At 71.1% G+C, this 12,168-nt stretch carries 12 protein-coding genes and 1 pseudogene; 2 read left to right on the forward strand and 11 right to left on the reverse strand.

Annotation, left to right across the window (positions count from 1 at the left end):
- Window positions 1-82: 82 nt before the first annotated feature.
- The 8 genes from lgt to hisI all read right to left on the reverse strand — a co-directional run bounded on the left by lgt (window position 83) and on the right by hisI (window position 6,717).
- Entirely contained in the window at window positions 83-1,024 is a 942-nt protein-coding gene (lgt, locus tag LVQ62_RS13340; RefSeq protein ID WP_233762285.1) for a prolipoprotein diacylglyceryl transferase, read from the reverse strand.
- Window positions 1,021-1,818 (reverse strand): tryptophan synthase subunit alpha, encoded by a 798-nt coding sequence (trpA, locus tag LVQ62_RS13345; protein WP_370639628.1) that lies wholly within the window; start codon window positions 1,816-1,818, stop codon window positions 1,021-1,023. Before trpA ends, lgt begins: the two co-directional genes overlap by 4 nt.
- Window positions 1,815-3,098, reverse strand: a complete 1,284-nt coding sequence (gene trpB / locus LVQ62_RS13350; protein ID WP_233762289.1) for a tryptophan synthase subunit beta — start codon at window positions 3,096-3,098, stop codon at window positions 1,815-1,817. The genes trpA and trpB overlap by 4 nt, the downstream gene beginning before the upstream one ends.
- On the reverse strand, window positions 3,095-3,895 hold the full coding sequence (gene trpC / locus LVQ62_RS13355) for an indole-3-glycerol phosphate synthase TrpC (RefSeq protein ID WP_233762291.1): 801 nt from the start codon (window positions 3,893-3,895) through the stop codon (window positions 3,095-3,097). The genes trpB and trpC overlap by 4 nt, the downstream gene beginning before the upstream one ends.
- 5 nt (window positions 3,896-3,900) lie before the next feature.
- Complete coding sequence (locus tag LVQ62_RS13360; RefSeq protein WP_233762293.1) at window positions 3,901-4,164, reverse strand: HGxxPAAW family protein; 264 nt, start codon at window positions 4,162-4,164, stop codon at window positions 3,901-3,903.
- A 71-nt stretch (window positions 4,165-4,235) separates the two neighbouring features.
- Window positions 4,236-4,817, reverse strand: coding sequence for a Trp biosynthesis-associated membrane protein (locus LVQ62_RS13365; protein ID WP_233762295.1), 582 nt, complete (start codon window positions 4,815-4,817; stop codon window positions 4,236-4,238).
- Window positions 4,814-6,358, reverse strand: a complete 1,545-nt coding sequence (locus LVQ62_RS13370) for an anthranilate synthase component I (protein WP_233767842.1) — start codon at window positions 6,356-6,358, stop codon at window positions 4,814-4,816. The genes LVQ62_RS13365 and LVQ62_RS13370 overlap by 4 nt, the downstream gene beginning before the upstream one ends.
- Window positions 6,359-6,363: 5 nt before the next feature.
- On the reverse strand, window positions 6,364-6,717 hold the full coding sequence (gene hisI, locus LVQ62_RS13375; RefSeq protein WP_233762297.1) for a phosphoribosyl-AMP cyclohydrolase: 354 nt from the start codon (window positions 6,715-6,717) through the stop codon (window positions 6,364-6,366).
- 277 nt (window positions 6,718-6,994) lie between these two features.
- Between hisI and LVQ62_RS13380 the strand changes: the two genes are divergently transcribed.
- Window positions 6,995-7,825 (forward strand): glycoside hydrolase family 16 protein, encoded by an 831-nt coding sequence (locus LVQ62_RS13380; protein ID WP_233762299.1) that lies wholly within the window; start codon window positions 6,995-6,997, stop codon window positions 7,823-7,825.
- A 79-nt stretch (window positions 7,826-7,904) separates the two neighbouring features.
- Window positions 7,905-8,329, forward strand: a pseudogene (arr, locus tag LVQ62_RS13385) (NAD(+)--rifampin ADP-ribosyltransferase).
- Between the two features lie 12 nt (window positions 8,330-8,341).
- On the opposite strand, the gene LVQ62_RS13390 reads toward arr, so the two are convergent.
- The 3 genes from LVQ62_RS13390 to kdpC form a co-directional block, all read right to left on the reverse strand.
- Window positions 8,342-9,019 (reverse strand): response regulator, encoded by a 678-nt coding sequence (locus LVQ62_RS13390; protein WP_233762303.1) that lies wholly within the window; start codon window positions 9,017-9,019, stop codon window positions 8,342-8,344.
- A complete protein-coding gene (locus LVQ62_RS13395; RefSeq protein ID WP_233762305.1) occupies window positions 9,016-11,508 on the reverse strand; it encodes an ATP-binding protein in 2,493 nt (830 codons plus the stop codon). The genes LVQ62_RS13390 and LVQ62_RS13395 overlap by 4 nt, the downstream gene beginning before the upstream one ends.
- Before the next feature lie 65 nt (window positions 11,509-11,573).
- Window positions 11,574-12,167, reverse strand: a complete 594-nt coding sequence (gene kdpC, locus LVQ62_RS13400; RefSeq protein ID WP_233762307.1) for a potassium-transporting ATPase subunit KdpC — start codon at window positions 12,165-12,167, stop codon at window positions 11,574-11,576.
- Window position 12,168 lies beyond the last annotated feature (1 nt).

A 12,168-nucleotide genomic window follows, 5' to 3' on the forward strand; every position in this document is an offset into this window, starting at 1 on the left:
CCGGCTCTGCACTGGTGATCCAGTGACCTGCGGGACGACGTTGGCCTGCGGGGCGCTCAGCGTATCCGGGCCCCTCCGGTGTTCACAAGGTGGACGTATCCGTCTCATCTGTCGAGACACTTTCGGCAGCGGCGGCGCCGTCGGACGGCCCGTCGGCGGCCACCTCGGCGTCCTCCTGCCGCTCGGCCAGGCCTTCCCGCACGCCGTCCGGATGATGCCGGCCGGTCCACAGGAAGAGCGCCAGTCCGCCGAGGAAGACCAGGATGCAGACCCACACGTTCACGCGCAGGCCCAGGATGTGGTTGGCGGGGTCGGTGCGCATCAGCTCGAAGACGATGCGGCCGACCGGGTAGAGCATCACGTAGAGCCCCAGGACCCGGCCGCGCCCGAGGAGCAGGCGTCGATCGAGCACGAGGATGACCGCCGCGATGAGCAGGCACCAGATGGCCTCGTAGAGGAAGGTCGGCTGGTAATAGCCGAGCACGACCGCGTGACCCTTCTGGAAGACCGCGTGACCGCGCGACTCGTCCCACTCGTGGATCTGCAGCTTCCAGGGCAGGTCGGTCCGGCCGCCGTACAGCTCGTTGTTGAACCAGTTGCCCCAGCGCCCCACCGCCTGCGCGACCAGCACGCCGGGCACCGCCGCGTCGGCGAAGTCCAGGAAGCTGATGCCCGCCTTGCGGGATCCGATCCAGCCGCCAAGCGCGCCGAGGGCGACGGCGCCCCAGATACCGAGCCCGCCGTGCCAGATGGCGAAGGCGTTGAGCGGGTGGCCGCCCTCGCCGAAGTAGGCCTGCGGCGAGGTGATCAGGTGGTAGATCCGGCCGCCGACGATGCCGAACGGCACGGCCCACCAGGCGATGGTGTAGACGTCGTCGGGGGTGCCGCCGCGCGGGATCAGGCGACGGCCGGCGATCCAGACGGCGACGAAGATCCCCACGAGGATGCACAGCGCGTACGCGCGCAACGGGAGCGGCCCGATCCAGAGGACTCCCTGGGTCGGGCTGGGCAGGTACGAGGTCATGTCCGGCGCACGCCGTCCGCGAGACGGCCGGTGAGCGAGCGCAGCTCGTCCAGGCCGGCGGAGAAGGAGTCGGCCTCGAGCAGACACCGCACCAGGGCCGACCCGACGATGACACCGTCGGCGAACCGGGCGACCTGGTGCGCCTGCTCGGGCGTCGACACGCCGAGGCCGACGCAGACGGGAAGGTCGGTCACCTCACGAGTGCGCTCGACGAGCACCTGCGCCTGGTCGCCCACACTGTCGCGAGCTCCGGTGACGCCCATCAGCGACGCGGCGTAGACGAAGCCGCGGGTGGCCGCCGTGGTGCTGGCCAACCGCTGCGGGGTCGAACTCGGGGCGACCAGGAAGATCCGGTCCAGGTCGTGGTCGTCGCTGGCAGTGATCCACTCGCCGGCCTCGTCGGGGACGAGGTCGGGGGTGATCAGACCGCTCGCGCCGCTCTCGCGCAGCTTCGCCGCGAACGTGTCGACGCCGAAGCGCAGCACGGGGTTCCAGTAGGTCATCACCACGGCCGCGCTTCCGGCCTGCGTGATCGCCGCGGCAGCATCGAAGACGTCGGCGACACGTACGCCGTTCTCCAGCGCCTTCGTCGCGGCGGTCTGGATGACCGGACCGTCCATCAGCGGGTCGGTGTAGGGCAGGCCGACCTCCACGATGTCCGCGCCGGACTGCGCCATCGCGACCATCGCCTCGATGGAATGCTCGACGGTGGGGAATCCGGTGGGCAGGTAGCCGATCAGCGCCGCGCGGCCCTCCTTCTTGGTGCGGGCCAGGACCTCGCTCACCCCGGTCACGTCTGGCTCTCCCCGCCACCGGTCGCGGCCTCGTCGTCCACGGGCCGCGGCGCGTCGCCCGGAGGGGTCGTCGCCTCGTCGTCCAGCAGACCGAACCAGCTCGCCGCTGTGTGCACGTCCTTGTCGCCACGCCCCGACAGGTTGACCAGCACCATCCCGGACGGTCCGAGCTCACGGCCGATCTTCATGGCGCCGGCCAGCGCGTGCGCGCTCTCGATGGCCGGGATGATTCCTTCGGTCCGGCACAGCAGACGGAACGCCTCCATGGCCTCGTCATCGGTCACCGGGTAGTACTCCGCGCGACCGCTGTCGCGCAGGAACGCGTGCTCGGGACCGACGCTGGGGTAGTCGAGTCCGGCTGACACCGAATGGGATTCAACGGTCTGGCCGTCCTCGTCCTGCAGCACGTAGGTGTAGGCACCGTGCAGGACTCCGGGCTCGGCCTGACCACTGAAGCGGGACGCGTGCCGACCGGAGTGAACTCCCTCTCCGCCGCCCTCGAGACCCACGAGGCGCACGCCGGCGTCGTCGATGAACCGGTGGAAGATCCCCATCGCGTTCGATCCGCCGCCCACGCACGCGCAGATCGCGTCCGGCAGCCGGCCGTACTCGTCGAGCATCTGGGCCCTGGCCTCCACCCCGATGATGCGGTGGAAGTCGCGCACCATCTCCGGGAACGGGTAGGGCCCGGTGACGGTGCCGAGCACGTAGTGGGTGCGGTCGACGTTGGCGACCCAGTCGCGGAACGCCTCGTTGACCGCGTCCTTCAGTGTCTGCGAGCCGTGCTCGACCGGCACGACCGTCGCGCCGAGCAGCCGCATCCGGGCGACGTTCAGCGCCTGGCGCTCGGTGTCGACCTTGCCCATGTAGACGACGCATTCCAGGCCGAGCAGGGCGGCCGCCGTCGCGGTCGCGACACCGTGCTGGCCCGCTCCGGTCTCGGCGATGACCCGCGTCTTGCCCATCCGGCGGGTGAGCAGCGCCTGCCCCAGCACGTTGTTGATCTTGTGCGAGCCGGTGTGGTTCAGATCCTCGCGCTTCAGCACGACCTGGGCCCCGCCGCAGTGCTCGGCGAAGCGCGGGACCGCCGTGAGGATGCTCGGCCGTCCGGTGTAGGTGCGGTGCAACTGGGTGAGCTCACCGATGAACGCCGGGTCGACCATGGCCTTGGTGCGGAACTCGTCGAGCTCCTCCAGTGCGGCGACCAGGGCCTCGGGCACGTAGCGGCCCCCGAACTCGCCGAACCGGCCGAGCCCCGCAGAAGGCACAGCCGTCGTCATACCGTCGCCGCCCGTCCGGCGTCGATGAGTGCCGCCGCCGCCTCGCGCGGGGAGCCGCCGGTGACCAGCGCCTCGCCCACCAGCACTGCGGACGCGCCGTCGCGGACCACCGCCGTGACGTCGGCCGGTCCGCCGATGCCGGACTCGGCGACCTTCACCCTGTCATCGGGTACGAACGGCGCGAGGCGCCCGAATGCCGCGGGGTCGACCTCGAGGGTCTTCAGGTTGCGGGCGTTGACACCGATCAACCGCGCGCCGAGCACGACCGCGCGCTCCAGCTCGGCCTCGTCATGCACCTCGACCAGGGCCGTCATGCCGAGTGCGGTGGCCTGCTGGTGGAGGTCGCGCAGCAGATGGTCGTCGAGGGCCGCGACGATGAGCAGGATCAGGTCGGCGCCGTGCGCGCGCGCCTCGGTGACCTGGTAGGGGTCGACCATGAAGTCCTTGCGCAGCACCGGGATCCGCACCCGTTCGCGGACGGCGTCCAGATCGCGCAGCGACCCGCCGAAGCGACGTCGCTCGGTCAGGACCGAGATGGCCGTGGCACCACCGGCCTGGTAGTCGGCGGCCAGCCCCGCCGGGTCGGCGATGTCGGCCAGGTCGCCCTTGCTCGGGCTGCGACGCTTGACCTCGGCGATCAGCTTCACCGGCCCGGGGGCGGTGAAGCGGGCGAGCGCGTCCAGAGCAGGCACTGCCTGGCCGGCGTCCTGTGCGAGTTGGGTGAGGGGCAGCAGCCGGCGGCGTTCCTCGAGGTCTTCGCGGACGCCGGCGACGATGTCGTCGAGAACAGTGCCCACGCCGGTCAGTGCACTCCGGTCTGTGCCTGGGTGGACACCTCGTGGTGCTCCTGCCTGCCGGGCGCCTGCAGCGCGGGAGCCCCGAAGCCGGCCTTGGCCAGGATCTTGCCCGCAGCCACCCCGACCACGCAGATGACGACACCGACGATGTCCAGCGAGTGCCGCCCGAAGGCGACCCCGAAGGCGATGAAGACCGAGCCCAGCACCACCAGGCCGACCAGGGTCCACGCAGCGATGCTGTGTCCGTGGTTCTCGTGTTCTTCGGCCATCCGCGGTGCCCTCCGTGTACGACGTCGTCCCGCTGACTGCGCGGGGTGCCCCTGACGGGCGCTTTATTCTGTCAGGCCGGTCCGCGCGCGTCGCCCCGTGGGTCGTCCGCCGTCGGGTCCTCGCCCTGGCTGAGCCGGTCCCACGCCGACACGGTGCGCTTGCGCGCCGCCGGGGCGTCGTACCTGCTGGACAGTCCGCTCCATCGCCGGCCGCCCACGAACCCGAGGACGCCGGTGAGGATCAGAAGGACGGCGCCCAGCACACCGACCCAGGGCCAGAAGGTGAGCGCGCCGTGCGCGACGGCATCGCCGGTGCGACCGGTGGACCCCGCGGCGTGGTCGCGGATCGTGGCGTCCGGGTCGGTGATCACGTGCAGCGCGCCGTAGAGCGCGAGCACCCCGGCCAGCGCGGCCAGCACGGCGGCGACAGAGCGCGGCAGCCGCCCGACGGTCAGCAATGCGATGACCGCGGCGGCGCCCACCAGCGCGCCGGCCGTCACGACCGGGGCGGCGCTGGATCCACCGACCTGCACGTCGGCTCGTTGCAGCACCGCGTCGGCGACACTCCCGGTCACCCAGGTGCGGCTCCCGGCCAACAACAGGAGTAGCGCCGCCACCAGACCGACGAGGAAGACCGACCGCTTGCTCGTCATGAGATGTCGCTCATTCCCTGCGCGGTGGCGACCGCTCGCAGCGCGGCGCGGGCCTTGCTCCAGGTCTCCTGGTACTCACTCTCGGGCACCGAGTCGGCGACGATGCCGGCGCCGGCCTGCACATGGGCCCGGCCGTCCTTGATGACGGCGGTGCGGATCGCGATCGCGAGGTCGAGGTCGCCGGCGAAGTCCAGATAGCCGACGACACCGCCGTAGACGCCGCGGCGCACCCCTTCGTAGCGGTCGATCAGGGCCATCGCGCGCGGTTTCGGCGCTCCGGACAGGGTGCCCGCGGGGAACGTCGCGACCAGCACGTCGTACGCGCTGACACCCTCCCGCAGCCGGCCGACGACCGTGGACTCCAGATGCATAATGTGGCTGTAGTAGCGGGTCTGCATGAACTCCACCGTCTCGACGCTGCCGGGTGCACAGACCCGCTGCAGGTCGTTGCGTGACAGGTCCACGAGCATCAGGTGCTCCGCGCGTTCCTTGGGATCCGCGGCGAGTTCGGACGCGAGCCGCTGATCGTCCTCGGGGGTCTTCCCGCGCGGACGCGAGCCCGCGATCGGGTGCGTCGTGACCCGCTCACCCTCGACCTTGACCAGAGCTTCAGGGCTGGAGCCGACGATGTCGTAGGTCGATCCGTCGTCCAGGGGGATCCGCAGCAGGTACATGTACGGACTGGGGTTGCTCACCCGCAGTGCTCGGTAGACGTCGAGCGCGTCGGCTGCGCACGGCACCGAGAAGCGTTGGGACACCACGATCTGAAAGGCCTCCCCGGAGCGGATCGCCTCCTTGGCCTCCTCGACCATGTCGTGGTACTGCTCGCGCGAATGGGTGCTGGCGGGCTCGTCCTCGCGCGGGTCCGGCGCCGACACGGTGCTGCGGGCGGGCGCCGCCAGCTCCGACTGCATCCGTTCCAGGCGCGCCAGCGCGTCGTAGTAGGAGCGCTCGACGCCTTCGGGGCGCCGGTCGTAGTTGATGGCGTTCGCGACCAGCAGGATCGAGCCGTCCGAGTGGTCCAGCACCGCCAGGTCCGAGGCCAGCATCATGCTGATCTCCGGCAGACCGAGGTCGTCGCGACCGGTGTCCGGCAGCTTCTCGAAGCGGCGCACGGCGTCGTAGGTGACCGCCCCGACCATGCCGCCGGTGAGCGGCGGCAGACCCGGGATGCGCGGAGTGCGCAGGGCGTCGAGCGTGTCGGCGAGCGCCTGGGTGGGCGCACCGTCGGTGGGCACCCCGACCGGCGGCTCACCGATCCAGTGCGCCTGCCCGTTGCGTTCGCTGAGGGTGGCGCGGCTCGCGGCCCCGACGATGGAGTAGCGCGACCACACTCCCCCGTGCTCGGCGGACTCCAGCAGGAAGGTGCCGGGTCGGTCCTTGGCCAGCTTGCGGTAGACCCCGAGCGGAGTCTCCGCGTCCGCGAGCAGGCGGCGTACGACGGGGATCACCCGCCGATCCCGGGCCAGCTCGGCGAAGAGATCCGCTGAGGGCCAGTCCCGCCCGAACGTCAGGTCGGCGTGCAGATCGGTCGCGGTCACCGCGTTCACGCGAACTCCCCCACCAGCCGGTGGAAACAGCTGCGCTCGCCCGTGTGACAAGCGGCGCCGACCTGTTCCACCTGCAGCAGCAGGGCGTCACCGTCGCAGTCGAGGGACGCCGAGCGCAGGTGCTGCACGTGACCGGAGGTGTCACCCTTGCGCCAGTACTCCTGACGGCTGCGCGACCAGAACGTCACCCGACCCTCGTGCAGCGTGCGGCGCAGCGCCTCGTCGTCCATCCAGCCGAGCATCAGCACCTCGCCGGTGTCGTGCTGCTGGACGATCGCGGCGACCAGTCCGGCGGCGTCGCGACGCAGGGATCGCAGGAGTTCGGCGGACAGGGTGGGTGTGTCGGACACGCAGCCATTGTGCCGCCGGGTCCCGGTGCCGACCGAATCGGGAGCCCCTCCCGACCCGGCCGCAGCGAGCGCCGCCCGACGACCTGGCGCGGGCAAGGCGGCGGAGCATAGTTCAATAGACGCCATCGTCACAGCTTCGGGGGCCACCGATTTCCACGGAATCGGTGCAGGAACCCTCTCGCCGATATTTACTGATCGCTACGAGCCGGTCGATGGCGACAGCAGTGTCCCCGTCGGACTGAACGCGCCATCACTGACGGAGTACGGGGGACGGATTGTGAGACGGATACGCGCCGCATGGGCGCTGGCCGCCGTGGTCCTCCCGATGGCGATCATCCCGCAGAGCCGGGCCACGACGCCGGTGAGCCCAGTGAGCCCGGTGAACCATTACCAGAAGCAGGTCGCCAACCTCTTCTTCAACCGGGGCGACGTGCCGTCCGGGAACCTGTGGGTCCCCACCTCGGACGCGGGCCAACTGCCGGCCGCGAACCCCTACCGCGGCCGTCTAGCGACCTATCCCACGGGGTGGGGGTCGCCGGCCGCGGGTGTCTACCACCCCGAGACGGCGCTCAGCGTCTCCGGTGGGGTCCTGAGCATCACCGGCAAGGCCGTCAACGGGGTCGTCTGCGGCGGCAACGTGGAACCGGTGGCGACCGACAACCCGCTCGGAGCCCGCACCTACGGACGGGTGGTCTATCGGATGCGGGCGACCGGCGCTTCGGGGTTCGGATTCGCGGCGTTGCAGTGGCCTTCCGACGACAGTGGACAGTTCGAGTTCGACCACGAGGGTGCGATGCTGCCCGGCACCGTCGACAACGGGAACTACCACTACGCCTACCACGACGGCTCCATCGGCTGGCGGGCCGCCGGCGGACAGCAACTGAGCAACTGGCACACCTACCAGAACGACTGGTGGCCCGGCGGTATGGCGTTCTACATCGACGGCACCCAGGTCTTCACCACCGTAGGCTCGGGATTCCCCTACCCGACCATCCCGATGCGCTGGCTGGTCCAACTGCAACGGATGTGGGGAAATCCTCCGCTGGTCGCGAATTCCACCGCGACGATCCAGCTGGCCTACGTCAAGGAATGGGCCTACAACAGCTGAGCCGGCGCGAGGACGTCGGAGGCCTCGGTGGCGCATCGGCGGCGGTACGGTGCCGGGTCGGATCAAGGGGGACAGATCGATGACGGAACCACGACCGTTCGAGGTGCATGCGTCCGGATCGTTGCTGCACGGGACCAAGGCCGATCTCGTGCCGGGCGATCTGCTCGTGCCGGGGCACGCGTCGAACTTCGAGGCCGGCAGGACGGCCAACCACGTCTACGTGACGGCGACCCTCGATGCGGCGACGTGGGGCGCCGAACTCGCGGCGGGGCAGGGTCGCGGCCGGATCTACCTGGTCGAACCGGTGGGCGCGCTGGAGGACGACCCCAACGTGACGAACAGGAAGTTCCCGGGCCATCCGACCCGCTCCTACCGCACCACCGAGGCGGTGCGTGTCGTGGACGAGCTCGTGGGCTGGGTGGGCACTCCCCCGCACAGCTGCAGGCCCGGCGTGACGGGCTCGCCGACCTGCAGCGCCGCGGCCTCGCGGTCATCGACGACTGAGCAGGGCGTCGGTCAGACCCGCAGGCGGTAGCCCTGCCCCGGCTCGGTGAGCAGGTAGCGGGGGTGCCCGGGTGCTGGTTCGAGCTTGCGGCGGATGCCGGCGGCGTAGACCCGCAGATAGTGCGCCTCGCGCTCATACCCCGGTCCCCACACGGCGCGCAGCAGATCCGCCTGAGGCACCAGCCGGCCAGGTGTGGCGGCGAGGCGTTCCAGCAGCTGCCACTCGGTGGGTGTCAGACGAACGACCGAGCCGCCGCGGGTGGCGCGTCGTTCCACGAAGTCAAGGGTGAAGTCGGGGGTGTGCACCGTGGCCGCGTGCGCCGCGTCGCTGGCGGCGCGGCGCACGCTGGAGCGCACCCGGGCGAGCAGCTCGTCCATCCCGAACGGCTTGGTGACGTAGTCGTCGGCCCCTTCGTCCAGGGCCTCGACCTTGTCGTCGGAGTCGTGCCGCGCCGACAGCACGATGATCGGCACCTCACTCGCGGCGCGGACCCGGCGGATGACCTCGACGCCGTCGATGTCGGGCAGTCCGAGGTCGAGCACGATCAGGTCCGGGACGGAGTCGACGACGCTCTGCAGCGCCGTGCGCCCGTCGAACGCGTGCTCCACGTCGTACCCGCGGGCGCGCAGGTTGATGCTGAGGGTGCGGACCAGGGACGGTTCGTCGTCGACGACCAGGATGCGGGTCACGACAGCCGCACCGTCATGGTGAGCCCGCCGCCGGGGGTGTCGTCCGCGGTCAGGGTCGCGCCCATCGCCTCCGAAAGACCCTTCGCCACCGCGAGGCCGAGGCCGATGCCGCCGCCGCGCGGGGCGTCGCCGTACCGCTGGAACGGCGCGAAGATCGCCTCACGTCGTGCCGGTGGGACGCCGGGACCGCGGTCCACCACCCGGAACTCCACGTGCCCGGCGACGTCCTCTGCATCCACCGCGACGGGCGTGCCGTTCGGCGTATGCCGGATCGCGTTCTCGATCAGGTTGGCGAGGACGCGCTCGGCCAGGCCGGGGTCGACCGCGCAGGTCAGGTGCGGGTCGGGCTGGCGCACCTCCACCTGCGCCCGGTCGGTGACCGAGTGCAGCGCGCCCTCGATCAGATCCGCCGCCAGGGTCTCGTCCCGCCGGACGGTGAGACTGCCGGTCTGGATACGCGACATGTCCAGCAGGTTCTCGATGAGCGCGTCGAGTCGGTCGGTGGACTCCTCCACCGTCTCCAGCAGCTCCACCTGGTCCGAGCGCGACAGCTCGATGTCGGTGCTGCGCAGGCCGGAGACCCCGGCCTTGATCGCCGAGAGCGGAGTCCGCAGATCGTGGGAGACGGCGGCCAGCAGCGCCGTGCGGTAGTCGTTGTCCTTGGCGAGCACCGCCGCGTCGTCGGCCTTGGCGGCGAGTTCCTCACGGTGCAGGATCGCCTCGGCGTGATCGGCGAAGGCCTCGACGAGGCGTCGTTCGCGGGCATCGACGGTCCGGGTGGCGAGCGCCAGGCGGTGGTCGTCGCCCACGTCCGCGCAGGTGAGACGGGTCTCGTCGGACACGTCGATGACGCCGCTGGAGGCCACCACCACGTGGGACTCACGGCCGCTGCCCCGGTCCGCCGTCCTGACGAGGGCGGCGCCCGGGACGGCGAAGGTGTCCCGGGCCTGCTCCAGCAGGGCGGGCAGTTGCTCCTGCGCGTCCAGCAGGGAGTGCGCGAGCGCGGCCATCAGCTGGGCGTCGCGGCCGGCGGCGGAGGCCTGCACGCTGCGCCGTGCCGTCAGGTGGACGACGGTCGCGACGGCCGCGGCGACCAGCACGAACAGCACCAGCGCCGCGACGTTCTCCGGGCGGCCGATCGTGAAGGTGCCGGTGGGCTGGGTGAAGTACCAGTTGAGCGCCAGGCTCGCGAGCACCGCCGCCGTCACGGCGGGCAGCAGGCCGCCCACGATCGCGACCAGCACCGTGAGCGCCAGGTAGAGCAGCATCTCCAATGGCAGGGAGTGGTACTGCCGGGTCACGTCCAGCACAAGGGTCAGCAACGCCACCCCGACCGTCGACAGCAGGAACCCCAGCATCGTGCGACGCCGACCCAGCCCAGGCATCGAGATCCCGGCGGACCGGCCGCTGCGGGTGAGGGGGTGGGTGACCATCAGCACGTCGATCTCGCCGGAACCCGCCACCACGGTCTCCCCGACACCGCGGCCGAAGAGCTGCTGCCAACGCGACCGACGGCTCGCCCCGACGACGATCTGCGAGGCGTTGACCCCGCGCGCGAACTCCAGGATCGCCTCGCCCACGTCGTCACTGGTGACGGTGTGGAAGCGTCCGCCGAGCTTCTCGGTGAGCGCGCTCGCCGCGGCCGTGGAGTCCGGCGAGGTCTCCCGCAGGCCGGACTCGGTGACCACCTGTACGGCGATCAGCTCGCCCCCGGCGCCACGGTCGGCCAGGCGCGCTCCCCGCCGCAGCAGGGTGTCCTGCTCGGGACCGCCGGTGAGGGCGACGACCACGCGTTCGCGGGCGGCCCAGGTGGGCCGGATGTCGTGCTCGCTGCGGTACCGCAGCAGGGCCTCGTCGACCCGGTCGGCGACCCAGACCAGAGCCAGCTCGCGCAGTGCGGACAGATTGCCCGGCCGGAAGTAGTTCGACAGCGCGGCGTCGACCTTGTCGGCGCCGTACACATTGCCGTGGGCCAGGCGGCGGCGCAGTGCCTCGGGCGCCATGTCGACCAGCTCGATCTGGTCGGCGCTGCGGACCACGGCGTCGGGGACCGTCTCGCGCTGCCGGACCCCGGTGATCTCCCGGACCACATCGTTGAGGGATTCCAGGTGCTGCACGTTCACCGTAGAGATCACGTCGATGCCGTGACTCAACAGCTCCTCGATGTCCTCCCACCGCCGTTCATGGCGGGAGCCGGCGGTGTTGGTGTGCGCCAGTTCGTCGACGAGGACGACCTCCGGGCGCCGGGCGAGGACCGCGTCCACGTCCAACTCGTCCAGGTGCGTCCCGCGGTGCTGCACGCTGCACCGCGGCACCAGAGGCAGGTCGCCGATCTGCTCGGCCGTGTACGCGCGGTCGTGGGTCTCGACCAGACCCACCACCACGTCGGTGCCGCGGTCGCGTCGACGGCGGCCCTCCTGCAGCATCCGCACCGTTTTGCCCACTCCGGGCGCCGCACCGAGATAGATGCGCAGTCGACCCCTGGACATGCCGCCATCCTCTCCTACCGTGCGCCGTCCATCACTTTGCAGATCACCCGGACCGTTCGGGCCGCTCAGCGCGCCCCCGCGGACAGATCCTGCAGCGCGAGGTTGAGCTCCAGGACGTCGACCCGCGGCTCGCCCAGGTATCCGAGCGTCCGGCCGGTGGTGTGCTGCGCGACCAGGCGGCGGACCTGCGCGACCGGCAGTTGCCGGGCCGCGGCGATCTGCGGAGCCTGCAGTTCGGCGTACGCCGGGGAGATGTCCGGGTCCAGCCCGCTGGCACTGGTGGTCAGCGCGTCCGGCGGCAGCCGGTCACCGATCGACCCGGCGGCCTTGCGCATCGCCGCCGCCGCCTTCCACAGCTGCGGGTCGGACTCCGGCAGGTTCGTGCCGCCGCTGGTGTTCCCGGCGTACGACGATGCGGACGCCCGGCCGTGGAACCAGGCGGCTCCGGAGAAGTTCTGCCCGAGGAGGGAGGAGCCGACGACCCGTCCGTCGTGATGGACGAGGGACCCGGTCGCCTGGTCGTGCAGACCGACCCGCCCGACCGCCCACACCACGGCGGGGTAACCCACCCCGAGCAGCAGCGTGAGCACCAGCAGGAGACGGACGGCGGCGACGGTCTGTCGACGCAGTGACGGAATGGACAGGGAGGAGGAGGCCATC

Source organism: Allobranchiibius sp. GilTou73, assembly GCF_021391335.1.
Taxonomy (GTDB): Bacteria; Actinomycetota; Actinomycetes; order Actinomycetales; family Dermatophilaceae; genus Allobranchiibius; species Allobranchiibius huperziae.